16 protein-coding genes are annotated in these 21020 nt (G+C 42.2%); 11 read left to right on the top strand and 5 right to left on the bottom strand.

From position 1 onward, the window contains the following. Positions 1-78 precede the first annotated feature (78 nt). Positions 79-1212, bottom strand: coding sequence for a glycine cleavage system aminomethyltransferase GcvT (gene gcvT / locus AB6D06_RS15005; protein ID WP_017059846.1), 1134 nt, complete (start codon positions 1210-1212; stop codon positions 79-81). Positions 1213-1659: 447 nt separating this feature from the next. Continuing rightward, positions 1660-2283 (bottom strand): helix-turn-helix domain-containing protein, encoded by a 624-nt coding sequence (locus tag AB6D06_RS15000; protein ID WP_017059847.1) that lies wholly within the window; start codon positions 2281-2283, stop codon positions 1660-1662. 440 nt (positions 2284-2723) lie between these two features. Here AB6D06_RS15000 and AB6D06_RS14995 point away from each other — a divergent pair, with 440 nt between their 5' ends. From AB6D06_RS14995 to gcvP, 3 genes are all read left to right on the top strand, one after another. Next, positions 2724-4016, top strand: a complete 1293-nt coding sequence (locus AB6D06_RS14995) for a serine hydroxymethyltransferase (protein WP_372110777.1) — start codon at positions 2724-2726, stop codon at positions 4014-4016. A 51-nt stretch (positions 4017-4067) separates the two neighbouring features. Continuing rightward, positions 4068-4448, top strand: a complete 381-nt coding sequence (gene gcvH / locus AB6D06_RS14990) for a glycine cleavage system protein GcvH (RefSeq protein ID WP_004730871.1) — start codon at positions 4068-4070, stop codon at positions 4446-4448. Between the two features lie 89 nt (positions 4449-4537). Then, on the top strand, positions 4538-7417 hold the full coding sequence (gene gcvP / locus AB6D06_RS14985; protein ID WP_372110774.1) for an aminomethyl-transferring glycine dehydrogenase: 2880 nt from the start codon (positions 4538-4540) through the stop codon (positions 7415-7417). 172 nt (positions 7418-7589) lie between these two features. Here the strand turns inward: gcvP and AB6D06_RS14980 are convergent, their stop codons facing one another. The 3 genes from AB6D06_RS14980 to AB6D06_RS14970 all read right to left on the bottom strand — a co-directional run bounded on the left by AB6D06_RS14980 (position 7590) and on the right by AB6D06_RS14970 (position 12168). Then, positions 7590-9449, bottom strand: a complete 1860-nt coding sequence (locus tag AB6D06_RS14980; RefSeq protein ID WP_372110771.1) for a UvrD-helicase domain-containing protein — start codon at positions 9447-9449, stop codon at positions 7590-7592. Beyond that, a complete protein-coding gene (locus AB6D06_RS14975; RefSeq protein ID WP_102503460.1) occupies positions 9442-11667 on the bottom strand; it encodes an ATP-dependent endonuclease in 2226 nt (741 codons plus the stop codon). The genes AB6D06_RS14980 and AB6D06_RS14975 overlap by 8 nt, the downstream gene beginning before the upstream one ends. 99 nt (positions 11668-11766) lie before the next feature. Next, positions 11767-12168: a hypothetical protein gene (locus AB6D06_RS14970; RefSeq protein ID WP_371694847.1), complete on the bottom strand. Its 402-nt coding sequence runs from the start codon at positions 12166-12168 to the stop codon at positions 11767-11769. Between the two features lie 446 nt (positions 12169-12614). Here AB6D06_RS14970 and AB6D06_RS14965 point away from each other — a divergent pair, with 446 nt between their 5' ends. The 8 genes from AB6D06_RS14965 (at position 12615) to AB6D06_RS14930 (ending at position 21018) form a co-directional block, all read left to right on the top strand. Next, positions 12615-13478 (top strand): TnsA endonuclease N-terminal domain-containing protein, encoded by an 864-nt coding sequence (locus AB6D06_RS14965; protein WP_108155956.1) that lies wholly within the window; start codon positions 12615-12617, stop codon positions 13476-13478. Then, positions 13468-15645, top strand: coding sequence for a Mu transposase C-terminal domain-containing protein (locus AB6D06_RS14960; protein ID WP_372110767.1), 2178 nt, complete (start codon positions 13468-13470; stop codon positions 15643-15645). Before AB6D06_RS14965 ends, AB6D06_RS14960 begins: the two co-directional genes overlap by 11 nt. Continuing rightward, positions 15635-17029: an ATP-binding protein gene (locus AB6D06_RS14955; RefSeq protein ID WP_372110765.1), complete on the top strand. Its 1395-nt coding sequence runs from the start codon at positions 15635-15637 to the stop codon at positions 17027-17029. Before AB6D06_RS14960 ends, AB6D06_RS14955 begins: the two co-directional genes overlap by 11 nt. Positions 17030-17087: 58 nt before the next feature. After that, positions 17088-17936, top strand: a complete 849-nt coding sequence (locus tag AB6D06_RS14950) for a hypothetical protein (RefSeq protein WP_061017745.1) — start codon at positions 17088-17090, stop codon at positions 17934-17936. Between the two features lie 4 nt (positions 17937-17940). Continuing rightward, entirely contained in the window at positions 17941-18897 is a 957-nt protein-coding gene (locus AB6D06_RS14945) for a TniQ family protein (protein ID WP_372110757.1), read from the top strand. Next, the gene (locus AB6D06_RS14940; RefSeq protein WP_372110814.1) at positions 18783-19523 is read left to right on the top strand and encodes a TnsD family Tn7-like transposition protein; all 741 of its coding nucleotides are present in this window, start codon (positions 18783-18785) and stop codon (positions 19521-19523) included. The genes AB6D06_RS14945 and AB6D06_RS14940 overlap by 115 nt, the downstream gene beginning before the upstream one ends. An 11-nt stretch (positions 19524-19534) precedes the next feature. Continuing rightward, on the top strand, positions 19535-20173 hold the full coding sequence (locus AB6D06_RS14935) for a hypothetical protein (protein ID WP_061017090.1): 639 nt from the start codon (positions 19535-19537) through the stop codon (positions 20171-20173). 269 nt (positions 20174-20442) lie between these two features. Continuing rightward, positions 20443-21018 (top strand): DarT ssDNA thymidine ADP-ribosyltransferase family protein, encoded by a 576-nt coding sequence (locus AB6D06_RS14930; RefSeq protein WP_198594739.1) that lies wholly within the window; start codon positions 20443-20445, stop codon positions 21016-21018. Positions 21019-21020: the final 2 nt, after the last annotated feature.

Raw genomic sequence — 21020 nt, 5'->3', positions numbered from 1 at the left:
AGCCTACCGTTAGGCTTCCCAATAAAGAGAAGCAAACAATAGGCTTTCATTTAGCTTAGTGGTTTCTCTTAAAAGAGATTAGCCACGATAGTAACGCTGAGGTACGAATGGCATTTTTTCTACTGTCATTGGTAGCTTCTTGCCACGAACTTCAGCGAATACTTCAGTGCCAATAACCGCTAGGTCAGTACGAACGTAAGCCATAGAAACAGGCTTGCCCGCGTTAGGACCCGCAGTACCACTTGTTACAACGCCAATCTTGTTGTCTTCAGCATCGAACAGCTCAGCGCCTTCACGTACTGGTGCTTTAGTCTGACCAACAAGACCAACACGCTTGCGTTGAACGTCTTTAGTCGCGATTTGCTCAAGGATGATATCAGCGCCAGGGAAACCGCCTGCACGTTCACCGTCAGTACGACGCACTTTTTGGATACCCCATAAAAGGCTAGCTTCTACCGGCGTTGTTGTTGTATCTAGATCGTGACCGTACAGACATAGACCACACTCAAGACGAAGTGAGTCACGAGCACCAAGGCCAATCCACTCTACTTCTGCTTCTGATGTTAGTTTACGAGCAAGTGCTTCAGCGTGATCGTTCGGTACTGAGATTTCGTAGCCATCTTCACCGGTATAACCACTGCGGCTTACGATGCACTCTACGCCGTCGATATCGACTTTTTGAACATCCATGAACAGCATGTCTGCAACGCTTGGTTGGAAACGAGCCAGAACTTCAGACGCTTTCGGACCTTGAAGTGCTAATAGAGCGCGGTCATCAATCACTTCCATTTTTACGTCTGCAGGAAGGTGAGCCGTTAGGTGGTCGATATCTTGTGTTTTACACGCCGCGTTCACAACAACAAATAGGTGATCGCCAAGGTTAGCAACCATAAGATCATCCATGATGCCGCCCTGTTCATTAGTAAAGAAGGCGTAGCGCTGCTTACCAGAAGGCAGGTCGATAATATCTACTGGAACCAGAGATTCTAAAACAGCGGCTGCATTTTCACCGTGTAGACGCAGTTGCCCCATGTGAGAAACATCAAAAAGACCAGCAGCGTCACGAGTGTGTAAGTGCTCTTTCTTTACACCTAGTGGATACTGAACTGGCATGTCGTAGCCAGCAAAAGGAACCATTTTTGCGCCGACTTCAACGTGAAGTGCATGCAGAGGTGTTTTTAGTAGGTCTTGATTAGCGTGTTCTTGAGTCATTTTATTCTCCATGAAGCGTTGCAGGCTTTCCAAATCGAATCTGCCGCTTATATCTCTATTTAGAGTCGCCTCTAACGATATGGGTTAACGTTAGAAACAGTAGATAGTAAAAAGTGATGTCTTCTATATAGGCTTTTATTACTAGCGATATAAAAAGAGGCTTCTGTATAAAAGCTATACGACTCACTTTCTAAGAATTCACTTCAGTAAACTTCAATCAACATGAGTAAACCGTGTTCACTATAGTAAACAAGCCTGAGTCAGTTTTACACCCTTAACAAGATTAAAACAGCTCAAAATGTGATATTTAACAATTTAAAAACAACTTTCAGTCGCATACAAAAACGCGATATTGATGCTTTTCACACCAACATCGCGTCTTTTGGCAAACGTTAGAAACAAAAGCAAACGTTTGCATTCACTATAATAAATTCTAACTTTGTTAACTTATTTTGCAGTCACCCACAAAATCAGTGCATCTTCTGTACTAGTAGAAATCAACATATGCCCCATGTTGGCGTCGTAATACATGCTGTCACCTTCGCTCATGGGTACCGGCTCATAGAATTCTGAGTAGAACATCACATCACCAGAGATCACCATCAAGAACTCCTCACCATCGTGGCGAACCCAATCGTTATACTCTTCAAAGGTGCGTGCTCTCACTCGGCTCTTGAACGGCATCATCTTCTTATTCGAAAGTTCTGTCGCGAGCAGTTCATGCTCGTAAGTCGGAGTTGGGTGAGGTTTGCCCTGACCTGCTTTAGTTAAGTCACGACGTCCTGTGGCAACCTTTTTTCTTGGTGGCTCAAAGAGTTGCGGCATATCAATTTGCAAACCCATAGCCAATTTCTGCATCGCTTGGAACGTCGGTGAGATTTGTTCGTTCTCGATTTTACTCAGCGTAGAGCGCGCCAAACCAGTACGTTGGCTCGCCTCTTCTAACGTAATGCCCAGCTTGCTGCGGATATCTTTAATACGCTGGCCGAGCCTAAGTGGTTCGATATTCTGATCTAACGTCTCTTTCGCCAACGTTAAAGATGGGTACTCATCATAAATGTCTTCTGACATAGGTCCCTCATTCATTTCTTACTTCCTGTCTATTGATTTCATTGTTGCATGAAGCGCTTTGTTGATTAAAGAGCACACAGGGAAATAAAGCGTGCTCCCTGTAGCAAAACGAGAAAATCTGTTTCCTATTGGAAATTTTTGTTGAAAATTGATTTTATCGGAGCTATGTTATCGACTTGTTAGATGAAGAGATGCTACTTCAGCTTGCAGCAAGTGATAGATTTAACATTTGTAAGAGCTGTTTTTTACCCGAAATTTTTGGGAACCAATTCGTGCTGCATTGACCCTACAACGATCGCTTTGACGCTATGGTCGTATAAATAAGAAGCAACGCACTATTTATACACCTATATAACGCAAACGATACCGATGCAGAAATCAACGTAAGACCTAATGGACTATAAAAACAATCACCATTAGCTTAATGAAAGGTCTCGACAATGAACGCTTATCAAAACCATAGCTTAGACAGTTTTTTCTCTACGAACCTATCTGCGACTGACGACGCAGTATTTGCTGGAATCCAAGCAGAGAACACTCGTCAAAACGAACAAATCGAACTTATTGCTTCTGAGAACATCGTTTCTAAAGCAGTAATGCAAGCTCAAGGCACTTGCCTTACCAACAAATACGCAGAAGGCTACCCAGGTCGTCGTTACTACGGTGGTTGTGAGCACGTAGATACAGTAGAAGCTATTGCGATTGAACGTGCTAAACAGCTATTCAAGTGTGAATACGCGAACGTACAACCTCACTCAGGTGCTCAAGCGAACGGCGCAGTTAAACTTGCCCTACTTCAACCTGGCGACACTATCCTAGGTATGTCTCTTGACGCTGGTGGTCACCTTACGCACGGTGCACGCCCTGCGCTTTCAGGCAAATGGTTCAACGCAGTTCAATACGGCGTAGACCGCGACACTCTTGAAATCGATTACGAAGCGGTACGCGCTCTCGCTATCGAATGCCAACCTAAAATGATTATTGCAGGTGGTAGTGCTATCCCACGCGTTATCGACTTCGCTAAATTCCGCGAAATCGCTGACGAAGTTGGCGCTATCCTTATGGTAGATATGGCACACATCGCGGGTCTTATCGCGACAGGTGCTCACCCTAGCCCACTACCACACGCACACGTTGTTACAACAACAACGCACAAAACACTTCGTGGCCCACGCGGTGGCATGATTCTGACTAACCACGAAGACATCAACAAAAAGATCAACTCTGCCGTGTTCCCTGGCCTTCAAGGTGGCCCACTAATGCACGTTATCGCGGCTAAAGCAGTGGCGTTTGGCGAAGCACTTGGCCCAGAATTTAATACTTATATTGATTCAGTGATCGACAACGCAAAAGTTCTTGCTGAAGTGTTGCAAACTCGCGGTTGTGACATTGTGACTGGCGGAACAGACACGCACCTAATGCTGGTTGACCTTCGCCCTAAGGGCTTGAAAGGTAACGTAACTGAAGAAGCATTAGAGCGTGCAGGGATCACATGTAACAAAAATGGCATACCATTCGATACAGAGAAGCCTATGATTACTTCTGGCATTCGTTTAGGTACGCCTGCTGGAACCAGTCGTGGTTTTGGCACTGAAGAATTCAAATTTATCGGTGAATGGATCGGCGATGTTCTTGACGGCTTAGTTGAAAGCCCTGAAGGCAACGCTGAAGTTGAGCAACGTGTTCGCAAGCAAGTTAAAGAGCTTTGCAAGCGCTTCCCTCTTTACCGTTAGACCGTTTTTAAGATTTAAATTAAAACCTCATAAATTTTTGGAGAATAAGCAATGGACAATACACTAAAGTTTGCAGACAGCCACGAGTGGGTAAAAGACAACGGTGACGGTACTGTAACTATCGGTATTTCTGAGCACGCTCAAGAGATGCTAGGTGACGTTGTGTTTGTTGACCTGCCTGACACTGGAGACGAAATCGAAGCTGGCGAAAGCTTCTCTCTAGTTGAATCAGTGAAAGCAGCTTCTGATATCTACGCACCAATCTCTGGCGAAATCGTAGAAATCAACGAAGAATTAGAAGATAGCCCTGAGTTAATTAACGAAGAATCTTATGAAGGTGGTTGGATTGTTAAAGTGAAGATGTCTGATGCGTCTGAACTAAACAACCTTAAAGATGCGGAAGAATACCTAAGCTCTATCGAAGAAGACTAATAGGTAACCTCATTACGATAAAGCTGCTCTTTTGAGCAGCTTAATTTTAGGGGCTAGCTCACGGCTCCAGAGAGAAAGTAGAACATATCATGACTGAATTACTTCAAAGCCAATTACTGAAAGACCTGGGTACTCAAAACGAGTTTGTTGCTCGTCATAACGGCCCTAATAAAGCAGACCAGCAAAAAATGCTTGAAGCGATCAACGCGACTAGCCTAGACGCACTGATCGACGAAACGGTTCCTGCACAAATCCGTCTTGAAAAACCAATGACACTCGCTGCTCCATTGAGCGAAATGGACATGCTGACCTCTCTTAAAGAGATCGCTAACCTAAACCAAGTGAAACGTACTTTCATTGGCCAAGGCTACTACAACACATTCACTCCAAACGTTATTCTACGTAACGTTTTAGAGAACCCAGGCTGGTACACAGCTTACACACCATACCAACCAGAGATTTCTCAAGGTCGTCTTGAAGCTCTACTGAATTACCAACAAATGGTAATGGACTTAACTGGTATGGAAATCGCGAACGCGTCTCTTCTTGATGAAGCGACAGCGGCTGGCGAAGCTATGACACTGTGTAAGCGTGCAGGCAAAAGCAAGAGCAAAGTATTCTTCGTTGCTGACGATGTTCACCCTCAAACACTAGAAGTTGTTAAAACTCGTGCTGAGTACATCGGTTTTGAAGTAATGGTTGGTGCTCTTGAAACACTTCCAGAGCAAGACGTATTTGGTGCATTAGTTCAATACCCTGGTACAACGGGCGAAGTTCGTGACCTAACAGACATCATTGCGAAAGCTCAAGCAAACAAAACTCTAGTAACCGTTGCTACTGACCTACTCGCATCTGCTCTACTTAAGCCTGCTGGCGAAATGGGCGCAGACGTAGTAATCGGCAGCGCACAACGTTTCGGCGTTCCTATGGGGTACGGCGGTCCACACGCTGCATTCATGGGTACTCGTGAAAAGCATAAGCGTACAATGCCAGGTCGTGTAATCGGTGTTTCTATCGATACTCACGGTAACCAAGCGCTACGTATGGCAATGCAAACTCGTGAGCAACACATCCGCCGCGAGAAAGCGACATCGAACATCTGTACAGCTCAAGCACTTCTAGCAAACATGGCGTCTTTCTACGCGGTTTACCACGGTGCAGAAGGCCTACGTACTATCGCTCGTCGTACACACCACATGACAGCTATCCTAGCGGCTGGCCTGACTAAAGCGGGTTACGAGCTAACAAACAACAGCTTCTTCGATACCATCACAATCAACTCTGAAGAGAAGACAGATGCACTGTACGCAAAAGCACAAGCAGCAGACATCAACTTGCGCCTTCTTAAAGGTAAGATCGGTATCAGCTTAGATGAAACAACCACAGTCGACGACGTGAATGCCCTATTCGCTATCTTCGACGTAAAAGAAGACGTTCAAGCGCTATCTTCTGACATTGCATCAAATGAGTTTGCGGCAATTCCAGAAAACTGTCGTCGTGAATCAGAGTTCCTAACTCACCCAGTGTTCAACACGCACCACAGCGAAACGCAAATGATGCGTTACCTAAAACAGCTTGAGAACAAAGACTTCTCACTAACGCACGGCATGATCCCACTGGGCAGCTGTACGATGAAGCTGAACGCTGCTGCTGAGATGATTCCAGTAACATGGCCTGAGTTTGGTTCAATTCACCCATTCGCACCTCTAGAGCAAGCGGCGGGTTACACAGCACTAGCAAAAGATCTTAAAGAGAAGCTATGTGAAATCACCGGTTACGACGATTTCTCACTACAGCCTAACTCTGGAGCATCTGGCGAATACGCAGGTCTAATCGCGATTCAACGCTACCACGCAAGCCGCGGTGAAGGTCACCGTAACGTTTGTCTGATTCCAAGCTCGGCGCACGGTACTAACCCTGCAACAGCATCAATGGTTTCAATGAAGGTAGTGGTTGTTAAGTGTGATGAAGATGGCAACATCGACATGACAGACCTAGCAGCGAAAATCGAGAAGCACAAAGAAAACCTATCAAGCATCATGATCACTTACCCTTCTACGCACGGCGTATACGAAGAGCAAGTGAAAGAAGTGTGTGAACAAGTACACGCAGCGGGCGGTCAAGTTTACCTAGACGGCGCGAACATGAACGCTCAAGTAGGTCTAACTTCACCTGGCTTCATCGGTTCAGACGTATCTCACTTGAACCTACACAAAACATTCTGTATCCCACACGGTGGTGGCGGTCCGGGTATGGGTCCTATCGGCGTTAAATCGCACCTAGCACCTTTCCTACCTGGTCACATCGAAAATGGTGTACAAGGTTCTGACTACGCAGTATCAGCAGCAGATTTGGGTAGTGCTTCAATCCTACCTATCTCTTGGGCTTACATCGCAATGATGGGCGAACCTGGCCTAACAGACGCAACGAAAGTAGCGATTCTGAACGCGAACTACGTGATGGAAAAACTACGTCCTCACTACCCTGTTCTTTACCGTGGCACTAACGGCCGCGTAGCGCACGAATGTATTATCGATATTCGTCCACTAAAAGAAGAAACAGGCATCAGCGAAGAAGATATTGCTAAGCGTCTAATGGACTTCGGTTTCCACGCGCCTACGATGTCTTTCCCAGTAGCTGGCACGCTAATGGTAGAGCCAACTGAATCAGAAGATTTAGAAGAGCTAGACCGTTTCTGTGAAGCGATGATCGCAATCCGTCACGAAATGGCAGCAGTGAAAAACGGTGAATGGCCACTAGACAACAACCCTCTAGTGAACGCACCGCATACACAAGTTGACCTTTCAGGCGCAGAATGGGATCGCCCTTACTCTCGTGAACTGGCTTGCTTCCCATCGAAAGCAACCAAGAACTCGAAGTACTGGCCTACTGTTAACCGTGTAGACAACGTATACGGCGACCGTAACCTAATCTGTTCTTGCCCAAGCATCGATAACTACGAAGACTAATTTTGTAGATGATCACAGATAACTAAGTTGAAAACTGTGATAACCGAGTTGGAAATCGATAACTAAGTTGGAAACTAACTCGAATAAAAAAGGCGAACCGTTTGGTTCGCCTTTTGCACATCACTATAACCTAGAAATCACCGTCATCTAATAACTAGCAGGTAGAACCACGCTACATCATTTCAATTTCATCTTTAGTAAACCAACCAGACTCTAAACTCTTCCTCTTTACAGCCTCGGGATCTTTTGTGTATGCAACGACAGCTAAACTCTTTTCTGCCCTACTACATATCACGTAAAACAGCCTTCTAGTTCTTGATAGAACAGAGTCTTTACCTTCTGATTGATTTCGTATATCCGTCTGGGACAACTCTTGAGCACCAAAAAGTTTTTCATAGCGGAACAAAAACCCATTTGCACTACTATCGTCCATGATTGCCATAACACGCTCAAACTCTAACCCTTTAACCCCTTGATGTGTTCCATACCCTAAATCTTCGTTAATATAAAGGGCGTAGTTTTCCAAGTGGCTGATAGGAGCTAAAAGAGCCTGATTCCATGCAATTGACCGTTTACTTAAATTCTCATCTTCCCCATCATTTGTCTCGTCAGATAAACCTACAAGAAGAACATTAAGTTCATCAGGAATATAAAGTAGCTTACATTCTTTTATCAAACGTAAAACCTGTACCAAAGGAGGATTAAGTTCCGAGACTATGACTCTTACTTTCTCAACTGACTTATCTGTATTTTTGAGAGTCAATATTGGATCTAGGCAAAAATCTAGGTTATTGGAGCTAATAACTCCAGAGTGCTTTTTGATGATACTTGCAATGCCAAACTCATCTCGAATTCGAATTGCGTTAACAAGAGGCAACAAGCTATTACATAAAAACCTTAAAGAAGTATTTGTTCCGTTAAGTAAGGAGTCTCTGAGACCGTCAACTGTAGCAAGTGGGAAATAAAATTTATCGAAGTTCCCCCTGATAGCTGCCATTGCATGTTCCAAAGTAAGAGCTTTTATTTGATTTGGTTCAAGCCACAAAGAATCATCTGAGATAACTGACATCTTAGCTCTAATTGAAGCTTCTACATCTCGCTTACGCGCTATATCAGAATCAACAATAAACAACCTAACAACTCCAAGCGACGCTCCAACTTTTGGCTCCTGCTTTTTCTTGTCATCCTCTTCGCGAATGCTATTAATTAACTCTATTACTCGCTGCGGGCAGCGGTAATTTATCGTTTTCGAAGGGGTCTTCCAATCGTCAGGCAATGAGGACTCAAGATCATGTTTCCCTCCTCCATAAATCCTTTGCATGAGATCTCCAAATAACCCAAGAGAAAACTTCGAACAATTCAAACTTTGAGTTTGAATGAAAGCCTCCATAAGCTCTTTTCTTGTGTCCTGACTTTCATCTATTAAAAGTATGGGATACCTATTCGTAAGTATGTTTTGAAGTAACGAGCTCTCATTCAATAGCGTTGCAGTGATCTGTATAACTTCTTCATGAGAAACCGTACCTCTTTCGATCCTATTACTAGTAGGCGAATACGAAAATTTTTTTACTAATCGTAAGTCGTCTAATCTCGTAGCTTTAGACTCTCTTTTTCTAATATTTTGCTGAGCTGTCTTACCATTGATGTCTCTAGCTTTTGAGATTCTCAAGTCAAGATCCTCGATATCAGAACTAAGTTTATTCTTAAGCCATCTTTTGATATCTTCGGTAAACGGCTTAATCATCTCCCAGACAAAGCTATGGATTGTGGATACATGAAACAATGGGTCATAAGACAAGCGCCGTTGAATTTCGTTACACGCAGCATTGGTATATGTTATGACCCCGACCCGTTGGCCATTTTGGATAAGGCGATCTAAGTTCTTCTCTCGTATTTCTTGTAATACATTTACTAGAGACCTAGTTTTACCTGAACCAGCACCAGCAAATAATAGAAAGCTCTTGGGATTATCAAGGTTTAGGTATCCGTAGATTTCCTGATCGATCCCAATTAGGCTGTTAGGCTTACTCATCAATCATTTCCTCCATAATTTCAGAGGCTTTATTTTCTGGTGCCCATGTATATTCTAGACTCATCGTCTCTAGCTCACCCTCTAGCCAAACCAGCCCCTCGCTTATGTACTCTGGGACAAGAAGCTCGTTAGGCTCAACATCAAATAATAGATCTAAAGCCATTTTTGCTTTCTCTCCATCGAGAGCTTTATACATTGCATTGCAACAAGCATTTAGTGTTGTCATTTTTGTAGCTAAATGCATTTTCTTTACCATTCCAGTTGAGTTACTTAGCTTCTTAAATAGCTCGAAGTTCGTCAAAGCCACTGCATCTTCGAACGTGTAAGGAATAACTTCTTTCGTCGTTCTCGCTTTCGGCGTAAGTTTAGTCTGAATACCATATTGGAAAGATACACGAACGTTACTTTTAACTTTTCGCTCAGGCGGTAGGTCAAGCAGGTCGTCCAAAGTCAAATTACTAAAATCAAACCAACTTTTTAGTGTTTCACTACCAGACTCTAAAGAAGCCCCTCTTTTCGGGAGTGCTTTTTTCCCTAGAGAGTCGCACGCATCAGTATCGGTAATGACTAATGTTGGTAAACCTAGTAGTTCAATTAGAGGACGTAATCTTTGTGCATGTGCACCACCAATTTCCAATATTGAAATATAGCTTCGTCTCAAATCCTGATGATGATTGGAAATGAAATGTGGTAGAAGCATCCGTTCTGCTGCCCCCTCGACCAAAATCACCCCATTAGCAAAGAACAAGTCGCAATGAGTTGTCTTTAGATACCTTGAAACAAACTTACTCGTGGACGATACATCAGTTTCATTTTTCTTCTCGGAGGGGAAAACTGTCGCAAGATTAACCACTTCAGCCTGAGGAGTAGGTTGTTCTTTAGAAGCAGGTTTTCTTTTGAAATAACGAAGGGATTCAAAGCCTGCTTCATAAGCAACGTAACTAGAGTGGGTACTAATAACCATTTGGGTCGTCAGGTTAGCTTCAACTGCTCCATACTCTCTGAGTACCTTATAGGCTTTACGAACAAAAACCTGTTGTACTTGAGCATGGAGGTGAGCTTCTGGTTCTTCAACCAAAACTAGATGAATAGGTTCAATCGCCGTATCTTCTTCCGAGCGCTTTTTCCCTATTTTTCCAACCTTCAACCAACGATCTCGGAAAGTAATCAACTGAAAAATTATATGGATCAAGTTTTTATAACCCAATCCATTGTATTGCTCAGGAAGAGAAAATGTATTGTCACCGAAATTCTGTTTTCTAACATCAAAGATTACAGCAGCATCATGCTCTAAAGTATCGATCGGGTTCAACCTGCTCGATAGCCTAATATCAGGATCGGTAAACCCTGGATATCCTAGTTCCTTTATCTCGCCAAGAGTTTTTTCAAAGGCTTTATCCAAACGAGAATCAAACTCGATTTGAGCCTTTTCAACTGCCTCTAACGCATCTAAATCTTCAGCCTCAGGCATATCAGATGGATTTAAATGACGCTTGTAGTACTCGTTTAGTTGAGAAGATAAGCTGCTAGCTGGCTTTCCTAAATCTGAGTGGGGGTCAGAAAAGCCTCTTTGCGCTTCAATCGTATCGACTCGAAAAATACCCTTAAATGGATCAGCATCAAAACATATAGAATCATTTGATAGCGTTTGAGTTTCATCTTTCTTGGAGGGGTCTAGTAAATACGCTTTGATTTCAAATTCAACATGTAACTTTTCTTTAAGGTAGTCTTTAAAGTCTCTAGGCCAAAGTGATAGTTGCTTATCTTTATTTACCTTAACTACAGCATCCCTTTCACGAACATAGTTTTCTCGTAATCTATCTAAGTCTTTGGGCTGATATATCAAGCGAACACCTAAAGGTTCTCCATTCCACTTTAAAGTAGGTATAAGATGAGAAACTCTTTGAACTTCTTTAACATCTGCATCTATCCAAACATCTAACGAAGGACAATAAGGTTGCCATTCTGGCAGCTCTGCTATAGTTGCCCCTTGTTTCATCCAAAATTCAGCAAACTCATTCAAAGCTATCCAATTGCATAATGTAAAGTCGGTTGAGGTTATCTTTTTGCCTTTATCGAGAAAACAAATCAACGCATCTGTCGCTGAAGTCTTTCCGCTATTATTTGCCCCAACTAAAAGCGTCTGCTCCTTCGCAAACTCCACGCGACAGCACTTCAACTTTCGGAAGTTTTGAATGTCTACAAAGCTAATTTTCATGAGTTACTCATCAGATAGTAAATAAGCAATCATTTTAATATCTGGTTAAATGTAAGTTATTGATCTATGTATCATATAAGACCTGAAATTATCTGGCTTCTAGTTTAAATCAACACAATCTCGATAAAACGCACCTTTACAGTCCTGAAACAAACTTGCCTCCTCCTCAGCTGTTAAAACAAAAAGGACAACAAGCTCACTTGCATCGTTATTAACCAGTAAAGACCTTAGCCAAAACGTCTGATCACACTCTAAAGGTGCCAACGCGTCAGCTCTCTCAAAGATGACAAGTGTCTTGCGTCTACATTGTTCCAAAGTAACAACCAGTTCTCGATTCTCTTCTGCTGCGAAAGCAGCTAGGGGGGATTCATAGTCATTAAAGTTCAAGCTAAAGACATCGATGCCTCTAAGCTTCGCTTGGTCTCTACACATATCCAGATAGCCCGCTGGCGTGCGCTCAGTTATTAGTGAGCAGATGGTAAGCTCTAATTCCCATGCCATATTGATAAATCTTTCTGCACTAACCATAACGAGGCTTAACTAACGATCACATATTTCTAAGAGTAGTCGATTTAAAATAGATAGCTAACTCCGAAAATAATGTGCAAATACACTCACAAAAACATTTATTTCGGCGCAAAATTAAAAATAAAATCAAAAAATACGAATAACTCACAAATTATAGATTAAGCCACTGATAAATATAAACATTAAAAACCATGTTAATTATTTAGATGATAATATTAAAGTCATTAGAAAATATGTAATTATTTTGAACAATCTCGATTATCATATTGAACATGAAGGGTTTTCTTTTATACCCCACCTTAGTTTCGATTTATTTAAGTTATAATAAATCCTTTTATAACAACAACTTAAATTAAAAATAAGTTGGACAACCTAGTCATGAACTGCTAATTATATATTAGTCACTAAGGATTAATATTATGAAGATAGTCTCACAACCAAGCATCACAAGACGCGAACTAAATAAATTAAGAAAACACTTAGGTAAAATTAAAAATGGAACCTATGAGCCTTTTATTACAGTTAGAAGATCTAACAGTGTTGGTTTATCGCATATTTTATTCAGCCATAAGACTAATCGTTGTCATCACCTATTTAGTTTGGGCGAGCTCGCGCTATTCCTTCATCTAGAGCATGATCCTGATGTGTTAGACATACAAGAACAGTATCCACTACCGATCAATGAGACACTTTCATGCGCTGAAAAGCTGAACTATCGTCACCCAGGGAAATACAAAGAACGAGATGGCAGAGAAATCCCTGCTGCAACGATGACCACAGATTTTGTTGCCACAATTCACGATGTTACAAGCGGGCAACTTTATATTAAGCCATACAATTACAAGCCAAGTTCAGCTTTGAGTACTGAGTTCGAGTCTCCGCAAAAAGTAAAGCGAACCAAGCAGAAGTTCAGGATAGAGCAAATGTATTGGGGTCGTCACAACCATCACCTAATTCAGGTGACAGAAGAAGATTTAAACCCTAATAAAACATATAACCTTCAATGGCTTAGAGAGACATATCACCACGTCAGGAAGAGTCAAATTGACGGTCATCTATGCCAAGGAATGCTAGAAACCCTCAGCAATTGCTTATTAAGCAACCCTGAATTTACTCTCAAGCAATGTCTAAGTTACTCCGCGTCAATCCACGATGTTTCTGAACTTGCCGCTCTAGAGATCTTTCAACACTTGGTCTATTCAAACCAATTAAATGTAGATCTGAACGAACGCATAGAAGTTTTTCGTCCTGTAATCATGATTTCGAAGCACGATGAGAATTAATCAAAAATTAATCGATGGCAAAAAGGGGCTTGAATATCTCATCGTAGATATGTGCCAAAACCTCGACATGATTGCTGTCACTCAACTCAATATTGAGCGCCCAAAAAGGCCTCATACGCTTTCGCTGAGTGATACGTTGAGTCAAATAGAGCTAGGCAAATGGAAAGTGCTAAAGCATTCCTTTAGCCCTTACCTATACATGTCAGACGAAGAGTTACTGAAAGACATAAAGCGCAGTAAATGGTTACAACGTAGAGACAAGAGCTTCCACATCATTGCCCCGCTAGTCGATAACGACGAACTACGTTACAACTATCTATTTATCGATAGCAGTTCAATCCTAGATCGTTTGATAAAAAAATCGGGGCGCAGTCGTAGTTATGTAGCAAAGATTTTAAATCGTTATTGGTATTACGGTTCTCATATCAATGCTCTACTCCCTCTATGGAGAAACTGTGGAACGAATCAGTCTTTACCTGAATCACCATCATTTGACCAAGCCCCTGAGTTAGGCAAAAGTGGCCCCAAAACCAGGTATGGAACGCCTTATCGTGGAGTAACTCAACAAGATATTAAAAATATTCGACGATTTGCTAAAACCATTCCAAACGGCGGAAAAGTCAGGTTGAGTGACCTTTACGATCAGTTTACACGCAAGTTCATGTATGCACGGGTTAGACCAATGGTTGAGGGAGCACATGAAATAGCTTTACCCGTTCCAAGAGCCAAGCTCATTTCACGAAACACCTTTAACTACCATTTTAAGCAAAACGTTGATCAACTTGAATTGATTCGGAAGTCTGTCGGTACAGTCAACTACCAAAAAGACCATCGAGGCCGATCAGGTCTTGCTCGACAAGGCGTCCGTGGGCCCACGAGCCGTTACGAAATAGATGCAACAGTTGTTGATCAATACATCCGTTACCCCTATGACAAAACCAATCAGTTAGCGACGGGACGCCCTGTGATCTATCTAGTTGTGGATACGTGGTCTGGCATGTTTGTTGGCACTCATGCTTGTTTTCACGGCCCTGATTGGACAGGGGCATCACAAGCCCTTTTCAACGCGTTTACCAACAAAGTCCAGTTTGCTAATCGCTATGGCGTTGAAATTACTGAAAATGAATGGCCGTGTCACCATGTCTGCTCTCAGTTAGTCATGGATCGAGGCTCCGAGTATACAGACCGTAATATTGAAAGCATGCTCAAAGGGGAAATTGGCTTATCAATCGCCAGCTTCGCTCCGTATCATCGCGGGGATTGTAAAGGGACTGTCGAGAAAGCGTTTGATATCTTTCATCAAAATGCTGTTCGATTTGTGCCTGGTCAAGTTATGAAAGTGCCCTGCAAGGAGGAACAACACGCTTCTAGAAAAGCGTCGATGTCCTTCGAAGCGTTCATGGAAAAGCTCATAAGGACAATCATTTATACCAACAATAACCGTCTGAGAAAGAACAACCATAACTTTGAGATGTCTCGAGATGATGTTGGTTTCTCTCCTAGAGACTTATATCTCTATGGGCTAGAAGAAATGATGATCCCGCCAGATCAGATACCTGAGGAGCAACTTCGTTTCGCATTACTACCTGCTGACAAGGCGACTGTGAGAATGGAGGGTGTTTACTTTAAGGGGCTGTATTACAGCTCTAACAAAATCATTCAGAAACAGTGGTTAGACAAAGCTCGTAATTTTGGTCGATACACAGTAGAGGTTCGATACGACCAAAATTCAACGAACTTAATTTGGTGTAAAGACCTTGAATCTAACGAACTAATTACTCTAGAACTCACTGACCGCTCTGAAGCGTATCGTAATCAGATTTGGCAATCGACTCTGCATGAAATCGAATTAACCAAACAAAAACAAAGCCTTCATGAAGAGCATTCATTCGCTAACAAAATTGAGTTCTTAAACAAACTGGATGAAATCGATAAACAAGCAAAAGCTGACGCTAGATTCCTAAAAACATCGTCAGCAAAGTCTATCGAGACTGGCATTAAAAAACGAAAGAATATTGTTTCTTCTATTGAACGCAACAAACAATCTGAACAAATAGCAGCAACGTTAAGTTACGAAGAGATCGATAGTTCGACCGCTAAAAAGAAAACCCAACACTTGGAAACACCTGATTTTTTTGACTTTGATGATGAACAAGATGATAGCTAATTATACACCTCACCCTAACTCTCAGATGGCAAGAAATCCTCTGATTGAAGCGCTTGGAATGCCATTGCTACCTAAACAATTTATACAGGCAACAACATTATCTCCTGACATGTTGATTGATGTGAGTTCACTCCCTACTGAGCATCATGGCTACTACACCAGAACATTCATTGATAACCTATCTGAGTGCTATGTTGTTCAGGATGAAGCCCCTCGCCTTTATGACACAGTATTTCGCATGATTGAGCGAGGCTATATCTACCGCAATCCTTTGGTGTATGGCGATATTAAACAATTGCAATTTGCCAACTCTATTGAAATACCTGAAGGGCAAGAACGCACTCTAAAGCAAACAGCAAATCAGCAGAGCTTTTTGGTTGCGGGTCTATCAGGTCGCGGCAAGTCTGCGATGGTTGAAAGCATCTTGTCAGCCATTCCTCAAATCATTTCTCATCAAGAGTATCAAGGGAAAAGATTCATCTACGAACAGATTGTCTGGCTTAAGGTGGATATCCCAACAGCGAGAGGCCAACGGGCATTGCTATGGAGAATCCTTGAGTCTATTGATAGTGTAACGGGAGAGAATTATTACGAATCACATCAAAAAAGTTCAGTCACGGCGCTAATGATTGCTGTTCGTAAAGCTTTACTCATTCATGGAGTTGGGCTTATTGCTCTAGATGAAGCTCAAAACCTATCAGAGACTCGACAGTACGAGAAAGTCGGTAACAACGAAAATGCCACACTAAAGTTCGTTGAAGAGTTGTTTAACAAGGTTGGTGTACCGCTCCTATTGGTCGGGACATTATCAACACTCAATCTATTTTCCAAAGAGATGACCTCCGCTAGGCGTATTGGAAAAACAGGTTCGCTTATCTTAGAACAATGTGATGTTGAAAGTTCTTTTTGGAAACGCTTCATTAAGCAAATGTGTTCTACACAATTACTTAAGAATCAGACAACTGACATCGATACTCTAACGCGTCATATACACTACCTGTCAGCAGGAATACCTGCCATAGCAAGTAGTTTAATAAAGGCCACGTTGTCTTATCTGACCTATCTAACTCCAAGCAATCAAGATCTGAGCATGGCTGCATTAAACCATGTATTTAAAGAACAGTTTATCCTGGTTTCAGGAGCACTGACGGCTCTAAAACGTGGTCAGTTCCATAAATATGAAGATTGTATTCCTTTGTCTCAACTTCACTCGATTCAAGACGATTTTTCTCCCTACGGCGATTCAAATTTTGGCAGTGACCAACTCAAGAAGCAGCCCACTAAAAGCTCTCGCTCTGCCGTAAACCTATCTGAAAAAGATCAAGAAATGCTTGAGAAGCTCACTCCTGAATCTCTTTTAGCACAGGCTCGCAAGTATGAATAACATCTTAAACTTGCTTCCCCACGAACATCTGAGAAGTTTTCTTCATCGGATTCATATTATGTCTCCATTTGGTACTTTTAGTACTACAGCACGACGTTTAGGGCTCGAAAAATTTAGTTCTTCTCCAGTGACAGTGTTCTCAGATCTCGACTTCTTACTCATGGACACTTTAAATAGTGATAATCGTACTATTTGGAAAAAGCATTTGCACGGTAACGTCATTGAGTCTTTCCTGAACGAACATGAGAAAAGACAGGTTCCGTTGTTCCTGATAGGGAAACAATATGACATTGAATTTATACACTCGCAAACAGTTCACAACCGCACATGGCGTTGCTGCAAAGACTGCATAGAAGAAGATCATGACACGTATGGTGTGGCATATTTCCATCAACCACATCAACTGCAAGGTGTGTTTCACTGTTACAAACACGGTTCAAGACTTATCAACGCCTGCTCGTCATGTGATTACCGCTTGAAGAACATCAGCCGAATGCCAACACCAGCTTTAGCTTGTCCAAAATGTGATTCCAGCATGACATGTCAAGAATTGTATTCTGATGAAACAACGCTGAAGGTTGAACGGCTAATGATTGCATTAAACAATGGAGAACTCGCCCTAGACCTTGAATCCGTGCAACAAAATACGTTGGCACACATGGGATTTACGCTTGAGCAAACTGAAACGTTAGCTTTTAAGAAAGCTTGTGGCGATTGGTACAAAGAGATTTTCATGACTCTAGGGAAAAGCGCTCTAGAGCAGTACTTCTCGAATACGAGGAAAGTAAATGATCACATAATTACTCCTACTATGAGGACTACACGCCTATTTTTATCAACTTCAACAAACAGATTTAGTCCACCACTGATCTACATTCTCATGCTGGTCGCTACAGGACAACTATAGATCTATGTACCTGCACGAAATAGCTGGAGAAGCCTTTTATAGTCTAGTTGCGCGACACCACGCAGCCTCACCAAGACGCTCGCTACGCGAAAAAAACCGAGCTCTCCTTGGGCGTACAGATGTGCGCATTAACCCACAGCTTCCTTGCATGCTCAAACACGTTGCCAAACAGACTTCAATAGACGCGGAAAGGTTGTTGTTTGACGGTACTTGTTTCCCTGTTGTCGGCTCTTGCCTTCAAGATAACAAAAGCAAAGCAAGACTTAGATGGCACATGTTGAGTAATGATGGCAGTCACATCGCTGCTGTATCACGTACCGCTTGTTCTCGGTTACAGTTTAGCAGTGCACTAAAGCTCTGCTCGCGATGCCTAGAGGAAGATGCATTGAAATGGGGGCATGGTATTTGGCGTACCGTACATCAGTATTACGGTATGTTCGTTTGCCCAAAGCATGCATGTTGGCTGCAATATGCACCGACAAATGCCGATGGTCTTAACAAACGCATTGAACTACCACCAACACCTTACGATAGATGTTTCCATGGTTCGGATCTGTGCTTAGAACGAGCGTTGAGGTTGTCGCAATTCATCAGTAGTTGGCATCAATATGAATGCGAACGTCGATTCGGTCATATTGTTACGCCCTCTCACTCATCTTGGATGGGTAAGGCTCATTTGTTAACTCCGAAAGGACAGATCAGGCAATCAGAAGCAGTCAATCGTCTACAAAACTTTTGGGCTCCTCTATTTGCTGGTGCAAAGCTACTGCCTTCGAAGCTATACCAGTTTAATTTCTTAAGATTCCTTCTCTTAAATGGCAACTACAACCATTACATACAGCATGCATTGGTTGGTGCTTTTTTTCCAAGAACGCCAAGTTTTATCTTCAACAAACTGAGCAGGCCTCAAATTATTGCAATCGGGAATCATCTAAACCTCGTGTCTGTCTATCAGAGCTGACCTCAGGAAACTCGCTTCGTTCTGTCGCCAAGGCGACAGGATATTCGGTGGGCTATCTAGCAGCCCTAGCGCAGAGGAATGGGATAGCGGTAAATCATCGATTCAAACGACTAAGTAACTCGCTAGTCGATATGATCATAAAACTCGCATTCCGTGGACTTCATCGACGAGATATCGCGAAATTATGCGGTGTTAGCGTTGGAACCGTGGAACAAAAAATCAACTCGATGTCAGGGTTAGCGGCTTGGAGAAAACGGCTCTGGTTCTGCCAAAAACGAAATCAATATCGTCAAACACTCCAGTCAATCATTTCTCAAAACCCAACATTAACTAGAACAGAGATTAAACATTCGAGCAGTTGCTACATGTGGCTCTTTCGATATGACAAAGATTGGCTAAACCAACACTTACCAAAACGAGAGCCAGCTAAGTTCCATAAATCTATTGATTGGAATCAGGTAGATAAAAAGCTGGCTAAACAAATTAAGCAACACGTAAATAAGGCTAATTCGGTGTCTCACGTCGAAAGACAAGTGAACTCACGACACTCCTTAATCAAAAACAGAAAACGCCTACCCCTTTCGATTAAGCAAGCGGAACAAATCGTCGAAAAATCTAAAAACTAGGAACAATTACTATGACATTTCTCGGTAAATTCAAACAAATTTTCGAAGCACACGAAGTTAAACCTCACTTGCGTGACATTGCCATGTTTGTGACTCTGAATGATACAAGGCTCTACCCAATTGAGCAGTTTGATGAGAATGGAGACATTCACCCGTACCTCGCGCCACACCTAAACCTCATAAAGGTAATCAAGCGACACAACGCGGTAAGGTGGTTTCTTACCCCCAAAACTTACCAGGTTTGGGATTATAAAGTGCATCCTGACTATAAACATCTTATTGATAAGCGACTTAACGACCATCTAAAAGCACTAGAAATGTTTGAGCGAAGCCATAACTATCTAACTGCGAGTCCTGAATCACTCCTCAAACAAAATGACAACGGCAAACTATTCAACATGTTCTGTGATTACATGTGTACATTTAACGCCGTTGCCATTGAAAGCAAAGAGATATCAACGACTGAATGGGTTATTTGGTTTGCTGAAGCTTCCCGCATCGATCAGCAGAGTGAAGAATACAAGAAAAAACAGAGACATCATAAAGCGGCTATCGCTGACTGTAATATCATCAAAGACGATTACGACGAAGAAAATGATGAGTTCTACAATCGAAATTATCCAAAATATCGATTAGCTCAGAAGAGTTGACTCTGGTGGAGCGCAAGTAGCTCCACCTGCGTTGGTTCAAACAAACCATTGATTTAGAAAGTTACGCCAATTGATTTTAACGAAAATCAGAAGCATAAGTACACAAGCTCTATGTTCAGGTCAATAGTCAATACGTGACCTATTCTCTGAAGACAAGTTGACACTTGAATAGCCTCAGCGACAAATTAACAATGTGAAACTTAACACTGTGAAACACATATGTTAGTGATATAGTCCAGTAACCCTCTAAATAACAAGGACTAATGAATATGTCTGTTCGAGACTACAAAAATGGTAGATTACTTTACCACATAACTTCAATCCAAAATCTTCCGAGTATTTTGAAAGAAGGTTTACTTCCCAGAAATCAAAGGAAGCCAGTTGTCGATGTAGCAGACCAAGAAATACTTACTGGTCGTGCAAAGTATGGGCTAGATTCAATGGTTCCTTTCCATTTTTTTGCCGACAATCCTTTTGATGGACGAGTCCAAAAAGATCACCCTCAAGAAACCTTTATTTTTATTGGCATTCCTCGCACACATGCCAACTCGAATAATTGGAACATATCAGCGAAGCACCCATTAAATGGGGAATTTGAATTGCTAGGTTATGCGAAAGGTATCGAAGCAATTGATTGGGATGCAATGAATGCTCGAGATTACACTACACGCGAAGGCAAAAGCGTATGTATGGCAGAATGCCTTTCACCCAAAACAGTCCCTGCAAAAGATTTTCAACAGATCTTTGTAAAGTCAGAGCAAGACAAACAAACCGTTGAGGCTATGCTGCGAGACTTCGGTATCAAGTGTTGGGTAAACGTTAATACTCATATGTTTGCAGGTTAGTC

The sequence above is a fragment of the Vibrio sp. 10N.239.311.G01 genome (genome assembly GCF_041465805.1).
Taxonomy (GTDB): Bacteria; Pseudomonadota; Gammaproteobacteria; order Enterobacterales; family Vibrionaceae; genus Vibrio; species Vibrio crassostreae_C.
This window is presented reverse-complemented; position numbering and strand designations above follow the sequence as displayed.